Source organism: Kitasatospora sp. NPDC001119 (genome assembly GCF_053598475.1).
In genome coordinates this window covers 37,239-62,302 of sequence record NZ_JBSFKI010000039.1, presented here as the reverse complement: position 1 = coordinate 62,302, position 25,064 = coordinate 37,239, and the positions used below count along the sequence as shown (strand labels likewise).

The 25,064-nt window shown below is 74.3% G+C and carries 17 protein-coding genes; 8 read left to right on the top strand and 9 right to left on the bottom strand.

Annotated elements, in window-relative coordinates; genetic code table 11:
* Positions 1-158: 158 nt before the first annotated feature.
* The 3 genes from ACWDD9_RS35085 to ACWDD9_RS35075 form a co-directional block, all read right to left on the bottom strand.
* Complete coding sequence (locus ACWDD9_RS35085) at positions 159-2,456, bottom strand: ATP-binding cassette domain-containing protein (protein ID WP_449813882.1); 2,298 nt, start codon at positions 2,454-2,456, stop codon at positions 159-161.
* 190 nt (positions 2,457-2,646) lie between these two features.
* Complete coding sequence (locus tag ACWDD9_RS35080; protein ID WP_074005859.1) at positions 2,647-2,982, bottom strand: DUF5132 domain-containing protein; 336 nt, start codon at positions 2,980-2,982, stop codon at positions 2,647-2,649.
* Positions 2,983-3,285: 303 nt separating this feature from the next.
* Positions 3,286-4,986, bottom strand: a complete 1,701-nt coding sequence (locus ACWDD9_RS35075; protein ID WP_449813881.1) for a DUF885 domain-containing protein — start codon at positions 4,984-4,986, stop codon at positions 3,286-3,288.
* A gap of 225 nt (positions 4,987-5,211) precedes the next feature.
* Here ACWDD9_RS35075 and ACWDD9_RS35070 point away from each other — a divergent pair, with 225 nt between their 5' ends.
* From ACWDD9_RS35070 to ACWDD9_RS35050, 5 genes are read left to right on the top strand one after another with little or no spacing between them, the layout of a single operon-like run.
* Complete coding sequence (locus ACWDD9_RS35070; protein WP_449813880.1) at positions 5,212-6,795, top strand: ABC transporter substrate-binding protein; 1,584 nt, start codon at positions 5,212-5,214, stop codon at positions 6,793-6,795.
* Positions 6,796-6,806: 11 nt separating this feature from the next.
* Positions 6,807-7,775 carry an ABC transporter permease gene (locus ACWDD9_RS35065; protein WP_380740195.1) on the top strand — a complete coding sequence of 323 codons (969 nt, stop codon included), beginning with the start codon at positions 6,807-6,809 and terminating at the stop codon, positions 7,773-7,775.
* A 2-nt stretch (positions 7,776-7,777) separates the two neighbouring features.
* Positions 7,778-9,643, top strand: coding sequence for a dipeptide/oligopeptide/nickel ABC transporter permease/ATP-binding protein (locus tag ACWDD9_RS35060; RefSeq protein WP_449813879.1), 1,866 nt, complete (start codon positions 7,778-7,780; stop codon positions 9,641-9,643).
* Complete coding sequence (locus ACWDD9_RS35055) at positions 9,640-10,431, top strand: ABC transporter ATP-binding protein (RefSeq protein WP_416875590.1); 792 nt, start codon at positions 9,640-9,642, stop codon at positions 10,429-10,431. The genes ACWDD9_RS35060 and ACWDD9_RS35055 overlap by 4 nt, the downstream gene beginning before the upstream one ends.
* The gene (locus ACWDD9_RS35050; protein ID WP_449813878.1) at positions 10,428-11,732 is read left to right on the top strand and encodes an NAD(P)/FAD-dependent oxidoreductase; all 1,305 of its coding nucleotides are present in this window, start codon (positions 10,428-10,430) and stop codon (positions 11,730-11,732) included. Before ACWDD9_RS35055 ends, ACWDD9_RS35050 begins: the two co-directional genes overlap by 4 nt.
* Here the strand turns inward: ACWDD9_RS35050 and ACWDD9_RS35045 are convergent.
* Positions 11,722-12,786 (bottom strand): alpha/beta fold hydrolase, encoded by a 1,065-nt coding sequence (locus ACWDD9_RS35045; RefSeq protein WP_449813877.1) that lies wholly within the window; start codon positions 12,784-12,786, stop codon positions 11,722-11,724. The two genes, ACWDD9_RS35050 and ACWDD9_RS35045, sit on opposite strands and share 11 nt — an antisense overlap.
* Before the next feature lie 238 nt (positions 12,787-13,024).
* Here ACWDD9_RS35045 and ACWDD9_RS35040 point away from each other — a divergent pair, with 238 nt between their 5' ends.
* Positions 13,025-14,308: an amidohydrolase family protein gene (locus ACWDD9_RS35040; protein ID WP_449813876.1), complete on the top strand. Its 1,284-nt coding sequence runs from the start codon at positions 13,025-13,027 to the stop codon at positions 14,306-14,308.
* 15 nt (positions 14,309-14,323) lie between these two features.
* On the opposite strand, the gene ACWDD9_RS35035 is transcribed toward ACWDD9_RS35040, so the two are convergent.
* Positions 14,324-15,358: a 3-oxoacyl-ACP synthase III family protein gene (locus tag ACWDD9_RS35035; RefSeq protein WP_449813875.1), complete on the bottom strand. Its 1,035-nt coding sequence runs from the start codon at positions 15,356-15,358 to the stop codon at positions 14,324-14,326.
* Between the two features lie 441 nt (positions 15,359-15,799).
* Here ACWDD9_RS35035 and ACWDD9_RS35030 point away from each other — a divergent pair, with 441 nt between their 5' ends.
* Positions 15,800-16,984 carry a macrolide family glycosyltransferase gene (locus ACWDD9_RS35030; protein WP_449813874.1) on the top strand — a complete coding sequence of 395 codons (1,185 nt, stop codon included), beginning with the start codon at positions 15,800-15,802 and terminating at the stop codon, positions 16,982-16,984.
* A 168-nt stretch (positions 16,985-17,152) separates the two neighbouring features.
* Here the strand turns inward: ACWDD9_RS35030 and ACWDD9_RS35025 are convergent, their stop codons facing one another.
* The 4 genes from ACWDD9_RS35025 to ACWDD9_RS35010 form a co-directional block, all read right to left on the bottom strand.
* On the bottom strand, positions 17,153-18,304 hold the full coding sequence (locus ACWDD9_RS35025; RefSeq protein WP_449813873.1) for a cytochrome P450: 1,152 nt from the start codon (positions 18,302-18,304) through the stop codon (positions 17,153-17,155).
* Positions 18,305-18,604: 300 nt separating this feature from the next.
* Positions 18,605-21,205 carry an ABC transporter permease gene (locus tag ACWDD9_RS35020; protein ID WP_449813872.1) on the bottom strand — a complete coding sequence of 867 codons (2,601 nt, stop codon included), beginning with the start codon at positions 21,203-21,205 and terminating at the stop codon, positions 18,605-18,607.
* Between the two features lie 363 nt (positions 21,206-21,568).
* On the bottom strand, positions 21,569-22,024 hold the full coding sequence (locus ACWDD9_RS35015) for a hypothetical protein (protein WP_449813871.1): 456 nt from the start codon (positions 22,022-22,024) through the stop codon (positions 21,569-21,571).
* A gap of 244 nt (positions 22,025-22,268) precedes the next feature.
* Positions 22,269-22,724 (bottom strand): hypothetical protein, encoded by a 456-nt coding sequence (locus ACWDD9_RS35010; RefSeq protein WP_449813870.1) that lies wholly within the window; start codon positions 22,722-22,724, stop codon positions 22,269-22,271.
* A 261-nt stretch (positions 22,725-22,985) separates the two neighbouring features.
* Here ACWDD9_RS35010 and ACWDD9_RS35005 point away from each other — a divergent pair, with 261 nt between their 5' ends.
* Entirely contained in the window at positions 22,986-24,854 is a 1,869-nt protein-coding gene (locus tag ACWDD9_RS35005) for an RICIN domain-containing protein (protein WP_449813869.1), read from the top strand.
* Positions 24,855-25,064 lie beyond the last annotated feature (210 nt).

Below are 25,064 nucleotides of genomic sequence, written 5' to 3'. Positions count from 1 at the left end.
TGCGGTGGCGTCACGCTGTCGGCGGGCGGAGCGGCCTAGTGGGTGGCGTCACGCTGTCGGCAAGCGGAGCGGCCTGGTCGGTGGCGTCACGCTGTCGGCAAGCGGAGCGGCCTGGTGGGTGGCATCACGCTGTCGGCGAGCGGAGCGGCCTGGTGCGGTCAGGCGGCGAGTTCGCCGGCCTGGAGTTGCCAGAGGGATGCGTAGAGTCCGTGCCGGGCGATGAGTTCGTCGTGGGTGCCCTGTTCGGCCACGACGCCGCCCTTGTCCATGACGTAGATCCGGTCCGCGTGGCGGACGGTGGAGAGCCGGTGGGCGATCACGACCATCGTGCGGTCGGCCGCGAAGACCCGGAGCGTGCGCTGGATGGCGGCCTCGGTCTCGTTGTCGACGGCCGAGGTGGCCTCGTCGAGGACGACGACCGGCGCGTCCTTGAGGATCGCCCGGGCCAGGGCGATCCGCTGCCGCTGGCCGCCGGAGAGGGCGGCGCCGCGTTCACCGATCACCGTGTCGTAGCCGTCCGGCAGCGTCGCGATGAAGGTGTGGGCCTCGGCCATCGTGGCCGCCTCCACCAGGGCCTCGTCCGAGGCGCCGAAACTGCCGTAGCGGATGTTGTCGGCGATGGTGCCGTCGAAGAGGAAGGCGTCCTGGGCGACGAACCCGATCGCGTGGCGCAGGTCGCGCCGGCGCAGGTCGCGCACGTCCCGCCCGTCGAGCAGCACGCTGCCGGACTCCGCGTCCTGGAACCGCATCAGCAGCTTGGCGACGGTCGTCTTGCCGGAGCCGGTCGCGCCGACGAGGGCGGTGACCCGCCCGGCGGGGATGGTCAGCGAGAGGTCCTCCAGGACCGGCGGCCGTCCGGGGTAGGCGAAGGTCACGCCGTCGAGGACGATCTCGCCCTTCACCGTCGCGACGTCGAGCGCTCCCCCGGTGCCCTCGGTCTCGGCGGGCAGGGCCTCCAGCCGGTGGACCCGGTCGTAGGCGGCGAGCGTGCGCTGGTACTGGTCGACGATGCCGCCGAGCCGGTTCATCCGCAGCATCACCATCTGCGGCAGCCCGATCAGCGGGCTGAACACCTCGAACCGCAGGGTGCCGTCGAGCACCGAGCGGCCGCCGAGCAGCAGGGTGCCGGCCATCGAACTCGTCGTGCAGACCCGGACGACCTCGGCGTGTCGGATCGTGCCCCGGTCGGTCTGCCGGTTGCTCTCCTGGGCTTCCCCGCTGAGCCGGTCGATGCGCTCGGCCTCGTAGTCCTCGGTGCAGAAGCTCTTGACGGTGGCGCCGGCCTCCAGCGTGTTCACCAGCTGGCTGTGCAGCCTGGCCCGGCGCTCGCCGGAGACGGCGTAGTCGGTCGCGGCCCTGTCCTGGTAGCGGAGCGACAGCCAGGCGATGACCGGGATCGGCAGGAACGCGATCCAGGCGATCTGCGGGGCCAGCAGCAGGAACGCCGGCACCAACAGGGCCAGGCTGGTGCCCAGTTGCAGCACGTCGTTGGCCGAGGTGGCGAAGAAGCTGCCCAGCTGCCGGACGTCGTCGGTGAGCACGCCGGCGATCCGGCTGGTCCGCTCGCCTTCCAGCTGCCCCAGTTCGAGGTGCTGCACATGGGCGTAGGTGCGGCCGCGCCAGTCGTGCTCGATGTCCTGGCCGAGCCCGCGCCACTGGAGGTTCGAGGCGTACGAGAGGCCTGCCACGGCGGCACAGGCGACGGTCACCAGCCCTGCCAGGCCCCAGAGTTGGGCGGTGGCGGTGGTCAGGCCGAAGCGGACCAGCGGCGCGGCCTCGCCCTTGATGAGGACCAGGGCGGTCCAGCCGAGGAAGGTGCCGAGCGCCATCTCCGAGACCTGGCAGGCGACCGAGAGCGCGGAGGCCCGGTAGAGGCGCCGGCGGTGCGGCCCGACGACCTCCCGCAGCGGGTGCCGGCCGGTGCCGGACCCGGACAGCTCCCTGGTCCGCTCGACCGCTCGGCGCCATGCCGTCCGGACGACGGCGGCCGTCGCGACGGCGACCCCGCCGAGCGCCACCAGCTGCCTGCTCAGCGCCGACCCGCGGATCAGCGCGATACCGGCCGCCGCCCCGCCGCCCACGGCGAGGACGGGGCGCAGGACGGGAGCGCGGTCCGGCCGCGTCCCCGGTCCGGCGGCGGGCCGGGCCGCCGCCGGCGGGGCGGCCCTGACCGGCCCCTCCGCGACCCGGGCGACCACCCGGCGCAGGATCCGGCCGACGTCCGCGGCGGGCAGCAGCGGTTCGTGCCGGACGAGGACCCCACCGGTGATCGGGTTCGCCTGCGCCTCGGTGATCCCGGGGACGCGACGCAGCGCCGCCGCGAGGACTTCGGCCGTCCTCGGCCGTCCGAGGACCAGCTTGACGTCCCAGCGCTGGCGGCCCGGAATGACCGAGCGCGGGCTCACGTCCGGATCCACGGAGCGGAATCCGGCCGCGGCACCCAGCAGAGATGGCATGTGTACGATCACCTGTTTGCAGAGGTCGCGAACGATCCGCCATCGGGCATGACGGAACACTGCGACGGAGCGGAATTCTGAACGGGCGGCCGATGCGGCCGGAAGGCCCTCGGCCGACCGCCGCGTGGACACGGCGCGCGAGTTCGATCGCGGTGTGCGTCCAGGCGGCGGGTCAGGAGATGATGGTGCGTCAGTGTGCCTTTCCAGCACCGGCGTTCGCGCGAATCTTCGGCGCCCTCGCCTCGGCGTCGCCCGGGGCGGTCGCCCCGGCCTTCTCTTCGAACGGGGCAGTGGCCTCCGCGGCGCGGTGGCCCTCACCGGAGGCGACCTGGGCCGCCACCACGTCGGCGGCCACCTCGGCCGCGAGGTCGTGGATGTTCTCGCCGGCCTCGTGGGCGGCCTTCTTCACCTCCATGACGATGCCGACGGACGTCTTGACGACACCGCGCACCAGTGGCTTGAGGAGGCGCTTGGCCAGCGGCGCGACGACGAGACCGATCAGGAACGGCGGAACTACGGGCGGCATGGTGTTCCCATCTCTCTACGCAGACGGATGACAGGGGATCCGGGCGCTTCGGACTCCGGAGCGCACACAGCAGAACGGACGGACGTACCCGCCTCGCGGGATGACCGGCTCCCCTCGCGGATTTCCCGCGGAACCGAAACTCCTCGCCGATGGGGTCCACCGCCCGATCCTCCGTCACCGTAGTCGAGTCGAGCTCACCAAAACCAAATGCTCCCAAGGGGATTCACTCGTGCGAGTGCAATCTGAACATAACCCAGAACGATCGCTTGTATGTACGCCAAGCAATTTGTCAGATAGTAATATTTATTGATCGGCTACGACCTTCAGCTCCCGCGTGACCCGCCGGCGCAGGGCGGGGAACGGCAGCGCGCCACCTCCCAGCACCGCCTCGTGGAAGGCCCGCACGTCGAACCCGGCACCCCGGCCGGCCTCCGCCTCCGCCCGCAGCCGGACGAACTCCAGGTAGCCCGCGCGGTAGGAGAGCGCCTGCCCCGGCAGGTCCGTCGAGTACCGCAACAGGTCCGAGGCGATCTGGCCGTCCTCCTCGGTGGAGTTGGCGCGCATGAAGTCCCGCGCCCCCGCCAGGTCCATCGTCCCGAGGTTGAGCCCGGTGTCGACGACCAGCCGCTGCGCGGTGAACCGCTCCTGCGCGAGACGCCCGTACGCGTCCCACGGGTCCTCGTAGAGGCCCATCTCCCAGCCGAGCCCCGCCGCGTACTCGGCCCAGCCCTCGTTGAACGCGCCGAACTCCGCCGCCTCGCGGCGCAGTCGCGGCAGCGCGGCGTCCTCCGCCTGCCGGGCGAGGTGGAAGTGGTGCCCGGGCGCGAGCTCGTGGTAGATCAGGGAGGCCGAGCCGATCAGGGAGCGCCGGTCCAGGTCCGAGCCGTTGTAGCGGTAGCGCCCGACCGCACTGGCCGCGGTCGGGGCCTCGTAGTACCCGAAGGTCATCCCCGGCTCCAGCGCCGGATCCAGGCGGGCCAGCCCGTACGGGGCGGCCGGCAAGGTGGCGAACCACTGCGGCAGCCGCGGCTCCAGCCGGTCGAGGTGGCCGCGGAACCGGGCCTCGACCTCCTCGGGCGTCCGGGCGTACAAGCGGGGCTCGGTCCGCAGCCGCTCGTGGAACTCGGCCTCGGTGCCGTGGAAGCCGAGGGCCTCGCGCACCTCCCGCATCCGCTCGGCTAGTTCGCGGCACTGGTCGCGGCCGAGCTCGTGCAGCCGCTCGGGACCGGTGTCGCTCCCGGTGTGGGTCCGGACGAAGTCCCGGTAGGCCTCCTCGCCGCCCTCGTAGTGCGCCCACCCGACGTCCCGCGGCGCCCCTCCCGGGTACGCCGGGTCGTCGACGCACCCGAGCAGCCGGTCGAAGGCCGGCGCCAACTCGGCCTCCACCAGCCGCCGGACACCGTCCCGGAGGCGTCCGCGCCCGGCCGGCCCGAGCCCACCGAGCCGGTCGTCCGCCACCGTGACCCGGCGCCCGGCGGAGGACCGCAGACCCTCGACCGTGGCCCGCACCCCGGCCAGGGCCGGCGCCGGCACCCGGAAACCGCGCGCGGCCTGGCCGGCCACCTTGTCACCGATCGAGCCGACCACCCGCGCGAGGTCGTGCACCAGCGCCACGTACCGTTCACCGTCGGCTGGTTCGGCGAATCGGAAGGCGCCCAGGACGGCATCGACGTACAGCGACAGCGGGAAGAGCCGGTACGGCGTGGCGGCCGGCGTCAGCCAGTACCACCGGTGGGCGCGCAACTCCTGTTCCGCCAGCGCCACGAGGACGGCCGCGGTGTCGGCATCGGCGCCGGACAGCTCCGCGCCGTCCAGCGGCCGCATCCGCTCCAGCACGCCGGCCGCGAACCGCTCCCGCTCCTCGGACTCGGCGAGCGACGCCCCCGGCAGCGCCTCGACCGGGAGCCCCTGGCGGACCCGCAGCAACGGCTCCCGCTCCAGCAGGAACTCCCAGTAGCGGTCCGCCAGATGGCCCACCTCACGGCCCGGCTCGTTCGTCGTCATGTCGACACAGTGTGGCGACGACGGACCGCCAGGTCACCCGGCAGACGGCGGACAGGCCCCGACACCCCTCGAAAGAGTGAACCAGGGGCACTCCGCCGCCGCGCCCCGCGCCCCGGCGCCCACCGCTCCCCACAAGGCGGGAGCACTGCGCCCCTTGAATCGAACACGCCTTTCCCCCATGTAAGTTGACTCGCCATCGCCAAGGCCCGGTGGCACCATGACGCCATGCTCCGTCGCCCCCCGCCGGCCGCCCTCGCGGCCGCCCTGACCGCTGCGGCCCTCGCGCTCAGCGGCTGCGGCAGCACTGCCACGTCCTCGACGAGCACCCCCCTGGTGGACCGCGGGACCGTCCGGATCGCGGCGGCCGGCGAGACCCCGAGCTTCGACCCGTACTCCACCTTCGGTGCCTCCCAGGCCCGCTACGCCTACGACTCCCTGGTGAACGTCGCCCCCGACGGCACCCTGGTCACCGGCCTGGCCACGTCCTGGCAGGCCACCGCCACCACCGCCGACTTCACCCTCCGCCCGGGCGTCACCTGCTCCGACGGCACACCCCTCACCGCCTCCGCCGTCGCCCGGGCCCTCAGCTACGCGGGCGACCCGGCCAACCAGCTCGCCGGCGCCCAGACCGTCCTGCCGAACGTGCCGTTCACCGCCACCGCCGACGACACGACCGGCACGGTATCCGCGACCACCACCGTTCCCTTCCCGTTCCTCACCCGCAGCATCGGCCTGCTGCCGATCGTCTGCCCGGCCGGCCTCGACCACCCCCGGTCGCTGGACCGCACCACCCAGGGCACCGGCCCCTACGTGCTCACCCGCTACACCCCCGGCGGGCCCTACGAGTTCACCGTCCGCGACGGCTACACCTGGGGGCCCGCCGGGGCGACCACCGCGGCGCCCGGCCTCCCCGCGCGCATCGTCATCTCCGTCGTCCCCCAGGCCTCCACCGCGGCGAACCTGCTGCTCACCGGCGGCGTCGACATCGCGAACGTGAACGGTCCCGACCGCGCCCGGCTCACCGGCCACGGCCTGGCCGTCACCGACGTGGCCACCGTGGTCGGGCTGACCTTCTTCAACCAGCGCCCCGGCCGGGCCCTCGCCGACCCGGCACTGCGCCGCGCCCTGGTCTCCGCCCTCGACCGCCAGGGGCTCGCCAACGTCGCGGTCGGCGGCACCGGCCGCCCCGCCACCGACTTCGGCGCCGAGGGCGCCCTCTGCCACGCCGACCTCGCCGACGCCAACCTGCCCGCCCAGGACGGCGCCGAGGCCCTGCGCGCGGCCGGCTGGACCCGCTCCCCCGGCGGCCCGCTCACCAAGGACGGCCGGGCGCTGCGGCTCCGCCTGATCACCAGCCCCGACCTCGGCCCGACCCTCTCCTCCGTCGCCGAGCTGATGGCCCGGCAGTGGACGGCGCTCGGCGCGCGGGTCGACCTGGTCAGCGAGAGCCTGCCCGCCCTCGTCAACGCCATGTACCAGAGCGCCGACTTCGACGTGGTGGTCGGCACCTCGCCGGGCTTCGCCCTGCCGGTCGGCTTCATCCCCTTCTTCTCCGGCCCCACCCCCGCCCAGGGCCTCAACTTCGCGGGCGTGCGCAACCCCGAGTACGACGCCCTGGTCGCCCAGGCCCTCCGGGAGACCGACACGACGGGCTGCGGCACCTGGAACCGGGCCGCCGCCGCGCTCTTCCGCGCGGCCGACGCCCTGCCGATCGCCGACGGCCGGAGCGGCGTGTACGGCCACCGCACCACCTTCACCACCACCTTCGGCGGCCAGCTCGTCCCCACCAGCATCCGCCTCCACCAGTGACCGGGGCCACCATGTCCGTACCCCGCCTGCTGCGGCACCCCTGGACCGTGTTCCTCGGCCGCCGCACCGTCCGGCTGCTCCTCTCCCTCGCGGTCGTCCTCACCGCCTCGTTCGCGATGATCCGCCTCGTCCCCGGCGACCCGGTCCGCGCCGCGCTCGGCGTCGACGCCGCCCCCGCCCTGGTCGCCGCCCGCAGACACAGCCTCGGGCTCGACGCGCCGTTCCTGTCCCAGTACCGGCACTACCTCGGCGGCCTCCTGCACGGCGACCTCGGCACCTCGCTGACCACCGGGACACCGGTCGCGGAGCTGGTCCGCACCCGGCTGCCGGCCACCCTGGAGATCGCCGGGCTGGCCTTCCTGGCCACCCTCGCCGTCGCCCTGCCCGGCGGCCTGCTGGCCGCCGTCCGCACCCGCGACGGCCGCCGCCCGCGCACCGAGCTGGCGTTCACCGCCGTCACCGCCGGCCTGACCGGGGTCCCGGACTTCGTCCTGGCCGCCGGACTCACCGCGCTGCTGGCCGTCGGCCTCCAACTCCTCCCGGTGGCCGGCGCGGCGGGCGTCGAGTCCTTCGTCCTGCCCGTCCTCGCCCTCTCCCTCGCGCCCACCGCCGTCCTGCTGCGCATCGTCCGGGTGGAGGCGCTGAAGGTGCTGGACGAGGACTACCTGCGCACCGCCCGGAGCAAACGGCTGTCCCCCGCGCGGTACTACCTGCGGCACGCGGCACCGAACACGGCCACCGCCGCGCTCACCGTCGCCGGGAGCCTGCTGCCCGGCCTGATCGCCGGCACCGTGCTGGTCGAGAAGGTCTTCGCCTGGCCCGGCATCGGCTCCGCCCTGGCGCAGTCCGTGGTCGCCCAGGACTACCCGGTGGTCCAGGCGATGGTGCTGGTGCTGGGCACCACCGTGCTGCTCGCCGGTCTCCTGGTCGACGTGCTGCTCGCCGTGCTCGACCCCCGCTCGGCGATCAGGGAGATGTGACCATGAGCCTTCCGTCCGGCCTCCGGCGCTCGCCCATGGCCTGGGTCACCGCCGTCATGCTGGCCTCGCTCGTCCTGCTCGCGCTGGTCGGACCGCTGGTCTGGGGCGCGGCGGCCGACCGCCCGGACCCCTCGGCGGTGCTCCAGGGGCCGTCCGCGGGGCACCCGTTCGGCACCGACAACCTCGGCCGGGACCTGCTCGCCCGGGTCCTGGCGGCCACCCGGCCCTCCCTGCTGCTCGCGCTGGCGGCCGTCCTGCTCGGCGCGAGCGCGGGGGTCCTGCTCGGGGCCGCCACCGCCGTGCTCGGCCGGCGCGCCCGCCGGCTGACCGCCGGACTGGTCAACCTCCTGCTCGCCTTCCCGGCGCTCCTGGTCGCGATGTTCCTCGCGGTCGTGTTCGGCGCGGGCGCCGCCGGGGCGATGCTGGCCCTCGCGGCCGCGGGCGTCCCCGGCTTCGCCCGGCTCGCCCAGACCCTCGCCGCCGGGGTGGCGGGCACCGACCACCTGGCCGCGGCCCGGGTCCTCGGCCTGCGCCGCCTGCGGCTGCTGTGGCGGCACGTCCTGCCCAACATCGCCGAGCCGCTGCTCCTGGCCACCACCACGGCGGCGGGGACCTCCCTGGTCGCCCTCTCCGGGCTGAGCTTCCTCGGCCTGGGCGTCCAACCGCCCGGCTACGACTGGGGGCAGCTGCTCAACCAGGGGCTCGACCGCGTCTACGCCGAGCCGCTGCCCGCCCTCGCACCCGGTCTGGCCATCCTCTACGCGGCCCTGACCTTCCAACTGCTCGGCGAGGTCCTGGCCGGGAGCGTCGCCCGGCGCGGCCCGGCGCCGCGCACACCCGTACCGACGCCCGCCGCGAGCGGCCCCGCCGAGGACGGCCTGGTGCTCCAGGTCGAGGACCTCCACGTCGAACTCCCCACCCCTGACGGCGTGATCCGGCCGGTGCGCGGCGTCAGCCTCGCCCTGCGGCCGGGCGAGACCGTCGGGCTCGTCGGCGAGTCGGGGTCGGGCAAGTCGCTCACCGCGCTCGCCGTCGCCGACCTGCTGCCGTACGGCGCCCGGGCGCCCCGGCGCACCCTGCGGCTGCTCGGGGCCGACCTCGCCGCCCTGCCCCCGAAGGAACGGGACCGGCACCTCGCGACGGGCCTGGCGGTGATCTTCCAGAACCCGGCCTCGGCGCTCAACCCGTCCCTGCGGATCGCCACCCAGCTCACCGAGACCGTCCGGGCCCACCGGGGCGCGAGCCGTGCCCGGGCCGCCGCGGAGGCCGCCGACGCGCTGCGCCGGGTCGCCCTCCCCCCGGCGCTGCTGCGCTCCCGCCCCCACCAGCTCTCCGGCGGCCAGCGCCAGCGCGTGATGATCGCCTCCGGGCTGATGGTGCGTCCGGGCCTGATCATCGCCGACGAGCCGACCACCGCGCTCGACGTCACCGTGCAGCGGCAGATCACCGGGCTGCTGTCCGAGATCCGGCGGGACACCGGCGCCGCGATCCTGTTCATCAGCCACGACGTCGCGCTCGTCGGGGAGTTCTGCGAACGCGTCCTGGTGATGTACGCGGGCACCATCGTCGAGGCCCTGCCCGCCGACCGCCTCGCCGACGGCGCCCGGCACCCCTACACCCGGGCCCTGGTCGCCTCGGTCCCGGAGCTCACCGCCGACCGCGACCGGCCGCTGCGGACCGTCGACGGCGCACCGCCCGACCCGCTGCTGCCCGCCCCGGGGTGCGCGTTCGAGCCCCGCTGCCCGCGCCGCCGGGACCACTGCGCCGAGCAGGCCCCGCCGCTGGAGGACCTCGACGCCGGCCACCTGGTCGCGTGCTGGTCCCCGGTACCGGTGGCGGCGGACCCGGAGACGGTGACCGCTTCATGACCGAACTCCAGGTGACCGGCCTCACCGTCCGCCACCCCGGCCCGCGCGGCCCGGTCACCGCCGTGGACGGCGTCTCGCTGGAGGTCCCGTCCGGTACGACGCTCGGGCTCGTGGGCGAGTCCGGCTCCGGCAAGTCGAGCCTGGCCCGCGCGATCGTCGGCCTCACCCCCGTGCACGCCGGCCGGGTCCTGCTCGACGGCCGGGAGGCCCGCACCCGCACCGTCCGCGACCGCCGCCGGCTCGGCCGCCTGGTCCAGGTCGTCCTCCAGGACCCGGACACCGCGCTCGACCCGCGGATGACGGTCCGCCAGACGCTCGTCGAAGCGGCCACCGTCTTCCGCCGGCTCGACCGGCCCGCACGCGCCGAACGCGTCACCGAACTGCTCGGCCTCGTCGGCCTGGACCCGCGGCTCGCCGACCGGCTGCCGCGCCGGCTCTCCGGCGGGCAACGCCAACGGGTCGCCATCGCCCGCGCCCTGGCCGTCGAACCCGGCCTGCTGATCGCCGACGAGATCACCTCGTCGCTCGACGTCTCGGTGCAGGCCTCCGTGCTCAACACGATCCGGGAACTCCAGCGGCGGCTCGGCCTGTCCATGCTGTTCATCGGCCACAACCTGCCGGCGGTCTGCCACGTCTCCGACGCGGTGGCGGTCATGCGGCACGGCCGGATCGTGGAAACCGCCCCCACCGGAACCCTCCTGCGCGCCCCGCGGCACCCGTACACTCGGACGCTACTCGCCGCCGTGCCGAGCCTGCGCACGCCGCCGCCCGGGGAGGGGCCGCCATGACCGACGTTCGACCGGACGCCGTGGTCGTCGGAGCCGGGGTGATCGGCGCCGCCGTCGCCCTCGAACTCGCGCGCGCCGGGCGGCAGGTGGTCGTCGTGGACAAGGCGGGCGCCGTCGGCCACGGGTCCACCAGCGCCTCCAGCGCGATCATCCGCTTCAACTACTCCACCTTCGCGAGCGTCGCCACCGCCTGGGAGGCGCAGCACCTCTGGACATCCTGGCCCGACCACCTGCGGCTCACCGGCCCCCGCCCGCTCGCCGCCTTCCACCGCACCGGCGCCGTGCTGCTCGACTCCCCCGAGGTCGAACCCTCCGAGACCGCCGCCCTGTTCGAGCGCGCCGGCGTCCCGTACGAGCGGTGGGACGCCCCGACGCTGCGCAAGCGCCTTCCCGGGATCGACCCCGGACGGTACTGGCCGCCGAAGCCGGTGGACGACGACGCCTTCTTCGCCGACCCGTCCGGCGAACTCGGCGCCCTGTTCACCCCGGACGCCGGGTACGTCGACGACCCCCGGCTCGCCGCCCTGAACCTCGCCGACGCCGCGATCGGGCTGGGCGCCCAACTCCTCCTCCACCACACCGTGGTGGCCGTCGACCGGCACGCGGACCGGGTCACGGGCGTCCGCCTGGCCGACGGCTCCCGGATCGCCGCACCCGTCGTGGTCAACGCCGCCGGCCCGTGGTCGGGCGGCCTCAACCGGCTGGCGGGCGTCGGCGCCGACTTCACGATCGGTGTGCGTCCGCTGCGCGAGGAGGTCCACCAGGTCCCCGCACCGGACGTCCGGACCGCCGACCCCTTCCCCCTGGTCGCCGACCTCGACGTCGGCACCTACGTCCGCACGGCCCCCGGCGGGCAGCTCCTGGTCGGCGGGACCGAGCCGGACTGCGACCCGCACGAGTGGATCGACGACCCGGACGAGGCCGATCCCCGCCCCACCGCCCGGCGCTTCCGCACCCAGGTGACCCGGGCGGCACGCCGGTTCCCCGCGCTCCGGGTCCCCAACCGGCCCCTCGGCGCGGCGGGCGTGTACGACGTCGCCGACGACTGGACCCCGATCTACGACCGCACCGCCCTCGACGGCTACTACGTCGCGATGGGCACCAGCGGCAACCAGTTCAAGAACGCCCCGCTGGTGGGCCGCTACCTCGCCACCCTGATCGACCGGGTCGAGGCCGGGCACGACCACGACGGCGCCCCGGTGCACTTCCGCTGCGACCACACCGGCACCGTGGTCGACCTGGGCGCCTTCTCCCGCCGGCGCCCGGTCCGGACGGACTCCGCGCGGACGGTCATGGGCTGATCGGGGGCAGCTCGCGCACCAGGTCCCCGACCACGCCGACCACGAACTCGGGCGCCTCGTGCGGGAAGTCGTGGCCCGTCCCCGCCGGTGTGTACACCAGCCTCGACGCCGTCGACGCCGCCAGGTAGCGGACCCTGCTGCGGAGGTAGAAGCGGCTGATCCGCTCGGCCTCGACCGCGTCCCGGGCACCGGCCAGCACCGCCTCGCCGCCGATCAGGTCCCGCGGTACCACCAGCACCAGCGGCAGGTCCCCGAGGTCCCCGTCGTACACCACGGTCTCCCAGCCCACCTGTGCCAGCCCGGACGGCGACAGCTCGGCGAAGATCGACGCGGCGGCGCAGCCCGGCCCGGTCCGGCCGCCGGAGCCCCGGTGCGCGCCGAACAGCTGCCGCACCGCCATCAGCAGGACGCCCCGGCGCAGCGCCGCGAGCTGCCCGTTGGGCGGCGCGAAGGCGATGACCTCCAGGGGGGTCGGGTCCAGCAGGACGAGCCCCGCCACCAGGTCCGGCCGGCGCCTGGCCACGTTCGCGACCAGCAGCCCGCCGAAGGAGTGGCCGACGAACACGAAGGGTGCCCGCTCCCCCGCCGCCTCCAGCGCCGCCGGCAGCTCCGCCGCCTCGGCCGCCGTCGTCCGGGGGAACGGCCCGACGTCGCTCCAGCCCGTCCCCGGGCGGTCGACCAGCACCGACCGGGCCTGGGCCGACAGCATCGTGTGCAGTTCCCGGAGGTCCTCGCCGGGGGCGTGCCCGCCGGGCATCCAGACCACCGTCGGCCCCGCCCCGGCCCGGCCCTCGGCGAGGACGTGCATCCGGTGACCGCCCACGTCCACCAACCGCCCCGGCGGCGGATGCGCCCGCGCCTCCCGGGCCACCAGCACCAGGTGCCGAACGGCCCCGGCCGCCAGCAGCACCCCGGCGGCCAGCGCCAGGCCAGCGAGCGCCACCGACCAGGCCGCCCCCACCGCGAGGAGGCCACCGCCCGCTGCCGCCACCGCCAGCGCGACCGGCGCCCCGATCCAGTCCCGGCTCACCACTGCGAGCAGGGAGTTCGCCATTCGTCCGTCCCGTCGCATCGGCCCTCCGCGACAGCAGCGCGTCCGACAACTGCCCCCTGGCCTTCTCTTTCCCGCCCGCTCGTGCCCTCACCCTGATCGACTCCCCCACAGTCCGGCATTTCCGGGTACCCGGGCGCACCCGGGGCCGGGCCGGTCGGCTGCCGGCCGGGCACCGCCGGACCGACCCGATCCGTCCGGCCCTCTGGTCCCGGCTCCGTGACCGGTCGAAGATGGCGGCATGGGTGTCGACGGAGCGGGTGCCGGGCTGCTGGTGACGAACGTGCGCGTCTTCGACGGGACGGGAGCGGAGGCGGCGCCGGGGTACGTCCGGGTGGAGCGGGACAGGATCGCGGAGGTGGTGCTGGACCGTCCCTTCCCGTCCGGTCCCCCGGGTGGCGCGACGGTGCTCGACGGCGGAGGCCGCACCCTCATCCCCGGGCTCACCGACGCCCACGTCCACCTGTTCGCGGCCGGCGGCACCATGGCGGAGCTCCAGCTCGCCCCGACCGGCACCGTCTACTACCAGGCCCTGGCCGCGGCCCGCTCCATGCTGATGCGCGGCTTCACCACGGTGCGGGACATGGCCGGCGACACCGAGCCGCTGCGGCGGGTGCTGGACCGCGGGCTGTTTCCCGGCCCGCGGATCTACCCGAGCCAGGCGGCCGTCTCCCAGACCTCCGGCCACGGGGACTTCGGGACGGTCCACGACGCCCCGACCGCCCTGGGCGGGCCGCCGGCCCGGAGCGAGCAGCTCGGGTTCACCCGGGTGGCCGACGGGCCGGAACGGGTGCTCGCCGCGGTGCGCGAACAGCTCAGGAAGGGCGCCACCCAGATCAAGCTGATGGCCGGCGGCGGCGTCAGCTCCGAGTTCGACCCGCTGGACGTCCTGCAGTTCACCCCGGCCGAACTGGAGGCCGCCGTCGCCGCGGCCTCCGACTGGGGCACCTACGTGACCGTGCACGTCTACACCTCCGAAGGCGTCCGCCGCGCGGTACGAGCCGGGGTGCGCTGCGTCGAGCACGGGCACCTCCTCGACGAGGACACCGTCCGCCACCTCGCGGAGCAGGGCGTCTGGCTGAGCACCCAGCCGTTCGAGGTCGACGACCACCACTACGCCTCCCCGGACAGCGCCCGCAAGAACCGCGAGGTCTGCGAAGGCGTCGCCCGCACCATCGGCTGGGCGGTGCGGCACGGCGTGCGGCTGGCCTTCGGCACCGACCTGGTCTTCGACCCCGGGAAGGCCCACCGGCAGAACGAGATGCTCGTCCGGCTCGGCGGCCACCTCGGCCCGGTCGAGGCCCTGCGGACGGCCACCTCCGGCAACGCCGAGCTGTTCCGCCTGTCCGGCCGCCGGGACCCCTACCGTGCCGCACCGCTCGGCGTCATCGCGCCGGGCGCCTGGGCCGACCTCCTGGTCGTCGACGGCGACCCGACCACCGACCTGTCCGTGCTCGCCGACCCCGAACGGAACCTGCGACTGATCGTCAAGGACGGCGTCGTCCACAGGAACGAACTCGGTTGACCCCGGGTCAGCTTGTCAGGCGTGCCGGAGGCAGAGGGTTCCCCACTGGAATCCCGCACCGATCCCCGACAGCACATAGGTGTCCCCCGGGAGCAGGGCGCCTCCGGCCATCGTGGCGTGGAGCGCGGTGAACAGCCCGGCCGACCCGGTGTTGCCCAGCCGCTCGACCGTGACGGGGACGCGCTCGCGGGGAACGCCCAGGGCGGTCATGGTCTCGGTGAGGATGTTCAGGTTGGCCTGGTGCAGGAAGAAGTGCCGGATCCGGTCGACCGGCACCCCGGCCCGGTGCGCGGCGCTCGCGATGCTCTCGGGCAGGCGGGTGGTGGCGGTGTTCCAGACGGCACGGCCGTCCATCCGCAGGTAGTGCTCCCCGGCGGCGACGGTGGCCGCGGTGGTGGGCAGCCGGGAGCCCCCGGCGGGGATCTGGACGCCGTAGGAGAGCTGGGAGCCCAGGTCGTAGGAGAGCAGGCCCGCTCCGGCCTCGTCGGTGCGGGTGAGCACCACGGCCGCCGCGGCGTCTCCGAAGAACACCCCGGCGGTGCGGTCGGTCGGATCGGTGACCCTGGAGGCGCAGTCGGCCGCGAGCAGCAGGACGGTGCTGATGGAGGGGTTCTGCAGGAGGTGGGCGGCGATCAGCACGGCCTGGACGCCGGAGGCACAGGCCGCCTGGGTGACGTCCAGGGACAGGGCGCGGTGGGCGCCAAGGGCGTCCTTGACGATCAACGCGGTCGACAGGAGCGGCTGGTCCCCGGTGTAGGAGGCGACGATGACCGCGTCCAGCTGGGCAGGCCCGACCCCGGCGGCCTCCAGGGCCGGGTGGGCCGCGGCGACGCACATGTCGGAGGTCGCCAGGTCCGGGGCCAGCCGCCGGCGCTCACGGATACCGGTGCGGCTGGTGATCCACTCGTCACTGGTGTCCAGGGTGCGGGTGAGCTGCTCGTTGGTCACGACGGTCGGCGGAAGGTACACCCCCGTCCCGGCGACGGCGAACGGCACGGGCAGGCCGGCGCCGGTCTGGTGGTGCAGCGTCTGCTCCACGGTGACGGTCACAGCAGGGTGCTCCGCCCGGATTCGATCGGTCCGCCGCGAGAGGCTCCCATGGTTCTTTTCCTTCCCCTGCCGGTCCGTCATTTTTCAGTACCGTCGCATCGTTCCATGAAACATCGGGGCCAGATGTCTCGTGGTAATCCGTAAGCGTGACGAAGCCGCCGACGAATTGACATCCAGCCGCCGTGATGTGCTATCGACCGGATTCCTGAAATGGATCCGCGCAGGAAAGATGAATACGCCGCTCTCACAATTGACCGTCCACTCCGAAAAGTCGTACGAAAAGAGCGCGGATGACCGATCCAACGGTGTACCAGGGGTCGCCGATGGCGAGGGCGTCGAACTGCGGGGCTCGACGGCGGCCCGGGCATCATCGCCGCCGGTGGCTGCGGCGAGTCGCGAATCTCGATGGCGTTGCGGCGCTGGTGCTGCCAGGGTGTCCCCGTGCTGAAGAAGTTACTCTTCATGACTCTAGCCGGACATGGACACATCAATCCAATGGTGCCGTTGGTCGAGGAACTCGTACGGCGCGGGCACCAGGTGGACTACGCCACCGGAGCAGGCCACGCCGCCGCGGTCACCAGTGCCGGCGCACGCTGGTTGGAACTGCCGCCGCTGGAGCCGTTCACACCACCATCGAAGATCGGCCCAGAGGCCGTGGCCGGCTGGTTACGCCACTACTTCGCGGCAATGCGCGCGACCTACCCGGTGTTGCAGAAGTACTGCGCCTCGGAGCCGGTGGACGCAATCTGTTACGACACGACGAACTGGCCTGCCCGGACCATCGCCAAGAGGCTGGGGATCCCCGCCGTGCAGTGCTTCCCTCACCTCGCCTCGAACGAGGCGTACTCACTGGACCGGCAGTTGACCGCAGGGCTCGACACCGGCGATCCGGCGATGGCCTTGCTCGCCGCTGACTGTGAGGCCTTCTCCACCGAGTACGGCGTCCCGCTCGGTGTCGCCGACACCATGACGATGGCGGACGGGCTCAACCTCGTGTTCGTCCCGCGAGAGTTCCAGCCGGCCGCTGACAGCTTCGACGAACGTTTTCACTTCGTCGGCCCCTCGATGGGCAGTCGCGAGCAGACCGAGCACTGGTCGCCGCCCGACCCCGACGCGCCACTGCTGTATGTCTCACTGGGCACCGTCTTCAACGGTCACCCGGAGTTCTACCGCGCCTGCATCGACGCCATCGCCGACGGGCCCTGGCAGCTGGCGATGACCGTGGGCGATACGGATGCCGCCGTACTCGGCGCCATCCCGAGCCGGGTGGACGTCCGGTCGCGGTTCCCGCAACTGGCGGTACTCCGCCATGCCACCGCCTTCGTATCGCACGCCGGAATGAACTCCGTTATGGAGGCGCTGCATTACGAGGTCGGCCTCGTCGCCGTCCCGCGGACACCCGAGCAGGCTGCCAACGCCGGGCGCCTGGGGGAACTCGGGCTCGGCGAACGCCTGGACGCCGACATGGTGAGCGCCGAGGCACTGCGGGCGGCGATCGACAGGGTCGCCTCAGACCCGGCAGTACGCGTCAGCCTTGCGGGAATGCGCCAAGCCATCCTGCGAAGCGGTGGAGTCACACGCGGCGCCGACGTGATCGAGCAGTACCTCCGTCAGCACTCCGTGTGACTCTGCGCTCCTGCGTCGCCCTCACCGGAAGCGGGTGCGGCCACCGCGTGATCGTCAAGAGCTGTGTGGACCGGTCGTCGCCGTCTCCGTCGACGGCGACCGCCTGGCCTCCGGGACACCGGCGTTCACGAGGACGGCTGTCCCGGAGCATCGGTGCCGTCCGGCTCGTCACCAGGTGGCGGGCAGGTGCAGGGGGCTGCGGGTGGAGGTGCCGAGCCGCCATTCGATCCCGGTGGTCGGCAGGGTGAGGCGCAGGCCGGGCAGGCGGGCGGCGAGACGGTGGAGGGCGATCCGCATCTGAAGGCGGGCCAGCCACGCGCCGGGGCAGAAATGGGGACCGGCGCCGAAGGCCAGGGTGCCGGCTTCCAGCGGGTCGAACAGCCGGCTGAGGGAATCGGGTGGGAAAACGCCCGGGTCCCGGCTGGCGGTGGTGCGGTCGGCCGCGACGATGTCGCCGGCGCCGATGGTCACGCCGCCCAGCTCGACCTCCTCGGCGGTACGAAGGAGGCTTCCGGGGCGTTCCCTGTTGGCCCCCAGGGGGATGGTGTGCAGCAGCCGCTCCGCCGCCAGGGCGGCCGCCGCCTCGTCCGAGCCGATGCGGCTCCAGGCGTCGGGGCGTTCGGCGAGCAGGTAGAGCACCGCGTTGGCCAGCGTGGTCATGCTGGTCTCGTGTCCGGCCACCATCAACCCGCACACGAGGTTGACCAGTTGGCGCTCGGACACCTCACCCTCGCGGTCCGCGGCCCGGACGATGGCGCTGACCAGGTCGTCGCCGGGTGCGCGTCGGCGGTCGGCGAGCAGCCCGGCCACGTACGCGGTGAACTCTCGCATCGCGCGGACGACTTCGGCGGGGTCGCGGTCGGCGGTGGCGAAGGCGAGTTCGGTCCAGTCCCGGACGCGTCCGAGGTCCTCGCCGGGGAGGTCCATCATCCTGGCGATCACCTCGCTCGGCAGCGGCCTGGTGTACCCGGTGACCAGATCGGCCGGGGCGCCGAGCCGCACGAGGTCGTCCAGCAGCCGGTCGACCACGGAGGTCACCCACGGACGCGACCGCTCGATCGCGCCGGGGGTGAACGCCCGTTGGAAGACGCGGCGCATCCGGTGGTGCTCGATCCCGTCCTTGTGGAACATCGAGTCCCGGTCGCTGCCCAGATTGGGCGTGTCACTCAGCGGCGGCGCGTCCGGGGCGAACAGCAGCGACCGCTTGAACCGGGCGTCCACGAGGGCCCGGCGGACGTCGTCGTAGCGCGTGACCAGCCAGATCGGAGTGCCGTTCGGCAGCTGCTCACGGCGCGGCGGCCCCACGGGCGGCAGCTCCATGCGGTGCATCGGGACCAGCCGTGCTCCGGGGACAGTGGTTGTGAGGTTCTCGGTCTGGGGCAACGGGTTCCCCCTGGGATCGTCGGATGGCTGCGGTGCGGCCAGCGGGCAGGCACCGGCGGCTCTCGGGCGGGTCACCGCCCGCCGTCGGCGTCGGACGGACGGGAACGGTGGTTCGCGGACGTCATGGTGGCGAAGCGGCAGCCGGGGCGCCAACCGGCCCGCGCAGGGTTCACCCGTCCGGCGGCAGACGGCCGGGCGTCCCGCCTCCGGTCCGACAGTTCCCCTGGCCCTGTCCGCCTACCGCCGGCCGCTCGCCGCGAGCGGGCGGGAGCGCAGCAGGGCGCGGGTCGGCAGGGCCGTCGCGGCGAGGCAGAGGGCCACGGCCGCGGCGGCCAGCGGCAGGGCGGTGCCGGGCGGGACGTACGGCGGGGCGTCGGCGAGGCCCCGGGCGATCGGGACCAGGGTGATCCAGGCGATGAGGCCGCCGAGCAGCAGCCCGGTCGCGGCCACCAGCAGGGCCTCCCAGCGCATCATGCCGCGTATCTGGCGGCGGGTGGCGCCGGTGAGGCGGAGCAGGGCCACCTCGCGGCCGCGGTCCAGGACGGTCATCACCAGGGTGTTGGCGGCGGTGATCGCGGCGAAGCCGCCGAGGACGGCCGCCATCACGGAGTTCGCCCAGTCGCCGGCCTCGCGCCTGCGGTCGGTCTGCGCGACGTACCCGGCGCGGTCGGCCACCGTGAGCCCGACGACCGTGGCAGCCCCGGTGGTGGAGGCCTCGGCGGGGAGCTTCGCCAGCCGGGCGGCGACGTCCGCGCGGTCGGCTCCGGGTGCGTCCGCGACGAGCACCTGGCTGTCGTAGGCGACGGCGGCGTGTGCGGCGACGGCGGCCCGGGGCAGGATCAACTGCCCGAAGCCGAGGCCGCGTTCGTAGGTGGCGACGACCGTCAGCTGTGTCTGGGTGCCGTCGCCGAGCCAGAAGGAGGCGCGGTCGCCGACGCTGTGGCCGAGCCTGTCGGCGAGGGCCGCGTCGAGGGCGACGGTGTCCGTGCCCCGGGCGAGGTCGGCGAGCGAGCCGCTGCGCACGCCCAGGTCGAGGACCCGGGGCAGCCTCGTCGGATCGCCGGACACGCCGAGGGCGTTGGCGGAGCGGAGCTTCCCGTCGGAGCGGTAGACGGCTCCGGTGCGCAGCACGCCCACGGCGGCTTCGACGCCGGGCACTTCGGCGGCCCGTTCGGCGGTGGCGGCGGGCAGGCCGCGACCGGTGGAGCCGAGCACGTGGTCGGCGACGACCCCGGCACGCAGCTGTTCGCCGGTGGCGTGCCCGACGCTGCTCTGGATGAACAGCATGGTGCCGCAGAAGGCACTGACCATCACGATGGGTGTGATCGCGGAGGTCAGCCGGCGGGCGTCGGCCCGGGCGTTGTCGGCGGCCAGCGATCCGGCGGTGCCGCCCGCGCCCGCCCGCAGCGGCAGGCCGAGCACCCCGGCGGCGACCCGGGCCACCCAGGGGCCGAGCAGGGCGGTGGCCACCAGGAAGCACATGACCACGCCGAGCGCGGTGTTGGCGGCGTTCTCACCGCTCAGGCCGGCGGCGACGGCGGCCAGCACGACGCCGCCCACGACGGCCGCCAGGCCGAGGAGGGCCCGCACCACGCCCGCCCGTCCGGCCGGCACCGAGGCCTCTCCGAGTGCCTGGCCGGGGCGCAGGCGGGAGGGACGGTGCGCGGCGAGGTAGCCGGCGGCCAGCGCGGCCAGCGAGCAGGTGGCGACGGCGACGAGCGCGGGGACCGCTCCGACGTCCAGTTCGACGCCCTCGGGGACGGCGCCGCGGGAGACCAGTCCGTCGAACCACCAGCGGGCCAGCGCCACGCCCGGGACGAGGCCGAGCAGGCCGGCGAGGGGAGCCACCAGCATCGCCTCGGTGGCGACCGTGCGGCGGATCTGACGGGGGGTCGCGCCGACGGCGCGCAGCAGGGCGAACTCGCGGGCCCGCTGACCGACGGCCAGGGCGACGGTGGACACCACCACGAAGACGGCCGTCATGGTGGCGGTGCCGCCGAAGGATCCGCCGATCGCGATCAGCAGCGTCCGGCTCTGCCCGAGCCCAGGCTGCTCGACGGAGCCGCGGTCCTCGCCGGTGACCACCCTGATCCCGGTGGGCGACGCCCCGGAGGCCTGCCGGCCGGCGGTGTCGCGCAGGGCCTCGCGGAGCCGGCGGGCGAGGTCCTTGGCGCCGACGCCCTCGCTCGGCTGGACGGCGATGGCGTCCGCCTGGCCGGGGTGACCGGAGAGCTGCCCGGCCACCGCGTCGGCGAACCAGGCCGTCGGGCCGGCGTTCTGCGGCGCGGCCAGGCCGGAGATCCGGTAGGTGCCGCTGCCGCCGGGTGCGACCAGGGTGAGGCTCGCGCCGGATGCCAGCCGGGCGTCCCGTGCGGTGGCGGCGTCCAGGACCACCTCGTCCGGGCCGGGGGCGCGGCCCTCGACCAGGGTGTCCGCGCCGCCGGCGATGCCGAGCGCCGCGTACCCGCGCCCGGTCAGGCCGGGTGTGGCCGGACCCGGCTGGATCGGGAAGGCGGTGTCGGGACGGGCCGCCGCGACACCGGGCAGGGCGGCGATGCGCTGGGCCAGGGCCGCATCCACCCGGGGCCGGTCGGGCACCGGCCGATCGACGGCCTTCTCCTTCTTGTTGACCTTGCGGACGATCCCGATGTCCGGACCGGCCGCGACGACGACCGGCGCCTGCGCGTAGCGCACCGGGGGCACGCTCGCGGTGACGCCGGTCTGCAACAGGGTGCCGCAGCCCATGATGACCGCCGCGCCGAACAGCAGGGCGACGAAGGTCCCCGCGAAGGAAGGCGGCCGGAAGCGCACGGAGGCGCGCGCGAGTCCGTTGCTCATGCCGCCGCCCCCGATGGGGCGGTGGAGCTACCGCGGCCCGGCGCGAGGTCGACCCCGCGCACCGCGTGCACCGTCCCGACGCCGCGCCCGTGACCGCGCCGCACCGCACGCGGTCCGATCGCGGGGCGGGCGGGGGCGTGAGGCTCGGGCGGTTCGTACTCCGGGCGGTGGTGGCGGGCTGCCATGGTGCTGCCATCCCTCGTGGATCGTGTCCGTCAGCGACGGGGTCCAGGCTAGGAACGGCGGGTGGGCACGAACCATGGTGGCGACCGGCGTGCGCGGGGTGGGGATAACCCCACCCCACGCGCGCGGGCCTCGGGCGGGCCGGACCGGCTCCAGCGGGCCTTGCCGCCCGGCCACGGCTCAGCCGCAGTGCTCGAAGCTGTAGCCGGTGTCACCGGTGCCGGAGAACTCGTTGTACTTCAGCCCCCCGATGAAGTCGATGCAGGCCCCCTTGGCGTACGCGTAGACCGGGCCCGCGTACTGGGTGTAGTTGCTGCCGACACCGTCCTTGATCCAGGTGCTGTCGCGGGAGCGCCGTATCTCGACGAAGATCTCGTGCTGGCCGCTGACGACCGCGTCGTTCCCGCGGGCGATCGCGCAGTTGTACCCGTTCCCGCTGTTGTAGTAGATGTCGATGAAGCCGACCACCGCGGCCACGTTGTGGATGTCGTTGATGTCCCAGCTCCGCTTGAAGTCGTACGCGCTCCCGCACTTGTTGACCCGGGCGGAGGCGTGGGCCACGCCGGCGGAGAGGCCGACGAAGCCTCCGGCGAGGACGGTGGCCGCGAGGACCGTCGCGAGACGCTTCCTGATCATCGAGAACTCCTTCGAGTGCCGGGGTTCGCGGACCGCTGCCGCGATCCGCACGGAACTGCCGGCGGCGGGTGGCGCGTTGCTGGATCGCGTCGCCGCCGGGTGGTACGTCGGGCGGCCGACCGCCCCCGTTGTCGTCGGTCGGCCGCCCGGTCGCGGCGCTCGGGGTCCGTGGTACCGACTCCCCGGCGCCCCGTCAGGGGGCGGCGGCCGGCCCGTCGAACGGACCCTGCCGCCCGGCGATGGTTCAGCCGCAGTGCTTCGAGCTGTAGCCGGAGGCCCCTTGCCCGGTGAACTCGTTGTACTTCAGCCCACCGACGAAGTCGATGCAGGACCCCTTGGCGTACACGTAGACCGGGCCCGCGTACTGGGTGTAGTTGCTGCCGGCGCCGTCGTCGATCCAGCCGTCCGTTCCGGAGCGCCGTATCGCGACGTAGATCTCGTGCTGGCCGGTGACGGCCGCGTCGCGCCCGCGGGCGATCGCACAGTTGTACCCGTTCCCGCTGTTGTAGTAGATGTCGATGAAGCCGACCACCGGAGCCGCGCTGGAGTTGTCGGTGATGTCCCAGCTCTGCTTGAAGTCGTACGCACTCCCGCACTTGTTGACCCGGGGGGAGGCGTGGGCCGCGCCGGCGGAGAGGCCGACGAAACCTCCGGCGAGGACGGTGGCCGCGAGGACCGTCGCGAGGTGCTTCCTGATCATCGAGAACTCCTTCGAGGGCGGTGGTTGCCAAGGTCCGGGGCCGTCGGGTGACCGCCGCCGCGGGACGGCGCAGCCCCGGCTCCGGCACCGGAGGTCCCGGCCTGCGTGTCCCGTCGCAGGCAGGCTGCGACAAGTTGTCCGAAGACCCGGTGGAGTTCCCACAGTGCGGGCGTATTTGATTGTCCATCTACAAGACTCGGCCGCGGCCCAGGTGAACAGCGGACAACCCGGATTGACCACGGACACGGCAGGGGGCAGGGAATGGGGAGCGCCGGACGCCCACAGGGGCGGTTCAAGGGCGAGACCGAGCAGGCGAACGACCTGGCCGGGCTGGTGCGGGAGGTGACCTCCGGGCTCACCGTCCGCGAACTCGCGCGCCGGTACCCGGCCGGCAGGACCAGCTGGAGCGAGTACCGCTCCGCGGAGAAGGACATCCCGTGGCACCTGCTCCGGCAGCTGATCCACGACCGCATGACGGACCCCCGGGCCCAGGCGGTGCTCCTGGCCCGGGCCGGTCAGCTGCACGAACGGGCCGGCCTGGCGGCCAGGGGGCTCCCGTCGCCCGCGGCAGGGCGGTCGGACGCGCGGCAGGCACTGGATCTGGCCAGGCAGGCGCAACGGCAGGCCGAGGCCGGCGTGGCGGAGGCGGAGGAACTGATCCGCGTGCTGATCGCCATCGTGGCCGAGCTACGGGGTGAACTGGGCTCCGCCGGAGCGGACGGGCCGGCCCCCCTCGCGCCGCTGCCGCCCGGCGGGGGCGATGCGGGGCAGCGGCGGGCCCGGTTGCTGGAGGCGACGCGCTGCCTGGACGAGGTGCGCCGCATCCGGGAGAGCGCGTACGACGCTCGGCGGACCGCGGAGCAGGAGCAACGCGCCATGGGGCTCCTGGTCGACCAGGAGCAGTCGCCGGCCGGGGCCGACGGTGGCCGACAGCCGGGTACGGAGCCCGCGGTGGCCGACGGGGTGCCGGCGCACCTGCCCGTGCTCCGGCGCCTGCACACGGACCTCCTCGCGGTACGCACGGCCCTGGCCGGCCGGTACCTGGAGGTGGCCCGGATGGCCCCGGCCACGACCGGCCCCGCGGTTGTCCGCGGTGAGCTGGTCCCGGTCACGGACAATCGCCCGACCGGCCTCTTCCCGCCGGGCCCGGCGTTCGACGACCCGCCGCCCGTCGACCCGCTCTACCCCACCGAGCCCGCCAGGGCACCAGGGCGTCGGGCCGTCAGGACGGGCGCGGCCTTCGGCGCGGCGGCGGTCCTGGCCGGGGCCCTGGTGCTGGCGGGCGTGCTGGTGGGCGTACAGCTGAGCCCCGTACCCGCCTCCTCCGGCGCGCTCCCCCTGGCGGTCGGTTCCGACGCCGCGCCGACGCCCGGCACGAGCGCCGAACCGTCCGCGCCACCGGCGGGCAGCCCGTCGGCGCGGCCCCCCGGCGACGGTCCGGCCACGGCGTCGACCGCACCCCCACCGGACGGCGGGCCGGCTCCGGCGGCGGGGGTTCGGAGCGCAGTGGCACAGCCCGGTCCGACGCTTCCCGGCGAGCCGCCCCGTGCGCTGCCGGAAGCCACCGGCCCTCCGGCCTCGACCGGGGGCGACCGACCCGCGCCGCCCCCGGTGCCCACCGCCGCCGCGTCCGCCGCCGCGTCCGCGTTCCCGGCACCGGGGCGCCTCGGCGGCACCCCGCTCGTCCCGCCGACGGGATCGGTGGCGATCAGGAACAACAACAGCCTGCAGTGCATCGCCACGCCCGGCGGGAGCCGGGAGGAGGGCGCGCAGGTCCAGCAGTATCCCTGCGGGGACTTCCCCGACCACTTCTGGCAGACCCAGCAGGCCTACACGGACGCCGACGGCGACACCTACTACCGGATCGTCAGCTACAACAGCGCCCTCTGTCTCTCCGTCCAGGACTCCAGCACCGAGGCCACCGCCCAGGTCGTCCAGTCGGCGTGCCGGAACAACCCCGGGCAGGCCTGGAAGATCGAGAAGTGGCCGCACGGCATCCGCTTCGTCAACGGCAACAGCCGCCAGTGCCTCGCCGTCTCCCACGGCAGCAACGCCCCGCAGGCCCCGCTGATGCAGTACCCGTGCGGCGACTACCCGGACCACCACTGGGGCTACGGCTCACGCCGCTGAAGCTCGTTCCAGAGGCCGGGAACGGGGACTTCCCGGCACGAGCAGGGTGTCGCGGGCTGAGCCGGATGCCGTGGCGCGACGGGCGCACGCCATGGGCCGGCGTGGAGGCAGGCCGCCCACGGGGAGGGGGTCGCCGGAGAGCGGTCGCGTACCGCCCGGACGCCGGGGTCCGCGGAACTGCGGGCGGAGAGGTACGCCAATCCCGGCCGC

Coding starts and splice junctions, on each gene's coding strand:
- ACWDD9_RS35025 (WP_449813873.1), bottom strand. CDS start 18,304: ATGGAGCTGCCGCCCGTGGGGCCGCCGCGCCGTGAGCAGCTGCCGAAC.
- ACWDD9_RS35080 (WP_074005859.1), bottom strand. CDS start 2,982: ATGCCGCCCGTAGTTCCGCCGTTCCTGATCGGTCTCGTCGTCGCGCCG.
- ACWDD9_RS35050 (WP_449813878.1), top strand. CDS start 10,428: ATGACCGACGTTCGACCGGACGCCGTGGTCGTCGGAGCCGGGGTGATC.
- ACWDD9_RS35020 (WP_449813872.1), bottom strand. CDS start 21,205: ATGAGCAACGGACTCGCGCGCGCCTCCGTGCGCTTCCGGCCGCCTTCC.
- ACWDD9_RS35045 (WP_449813877.1), bottom strand. CDS start 12,786: ATGGCGAACTCCCTGCTCGCAGTGGTGAGCCGGGACTGGATCGGGGCG.
- ACWDD9_RS35085 (WP_449813882.1), bottom strand. CDS start 2,456: ATGCCATCTCTGCTGGGTGCCGCGGCCGGATTCCGCTCCGTGGATCCG.
- ACWDD9_RS35040 (WP_449813876.1), top strand. CDS start 13,025: ATGGGTGTCGACGGAGCGGGTGCCGGGCTGCTGGTGACGAACGTGCGC.
- ACWDD9_RS35010 (WP_449813870.1), bottom strand. CDS start 22,724: ATGATCAGGAAGCACCTCGCGACGGTCCTCGCGGCCACCGTCCTCGCC.
- ACWDD9_RS35055 (WP_416875590.1), top strand. CDS start 9,640: ATGACCGAACTCCAGGTGACCGGCCTCACCGTCCGCCACCCCGGCCCG.
- ACWDD9_RS35005 (WP_449813869.1), top strand. CDS start 22,986: ATGGGGAGCGCCGGACGCCCACAGGGGCGGTTCAAGGGCGAGACCGAG.
- ACWDD9_RS35070 (WP_449813880.1), top strand. CDS start 5,212: ATGCTCCGTCGCCCCCCGCCGGCCGCCCTCGCGGCCGCCCTGACCGCT.
- ACWDD9_RS35075 (WP_449813881.1), bottom strand. CDS start 4,986: ATGACGACGAACGAGCCGGGCCGTGAGGTGGGCCATCTGGCGGACCGC.
- ACWDD9_RS35015 (WP_449813871.1), bottom strand. CDS start 22,024: ATGATCAGGAAGCGTCTCGCGACGGTCCTCGCGGCCACCGTCCTCGCC.
- ACWDD9_RS35065 (WP_380740195.1), top strand. CDS start 6,807: ATGTCCGTACCCCGCCTGCTGCGGCACCCCTGGACCGTGTTCCTCGGC.
- ACWDD9_RS35060 (WP_449813879.1), top strand. CDS start 7,778: ATGAGCCTTCCGTCCGGCCTCCGGCGCTCGCCCATGGCCTGGGTCACC.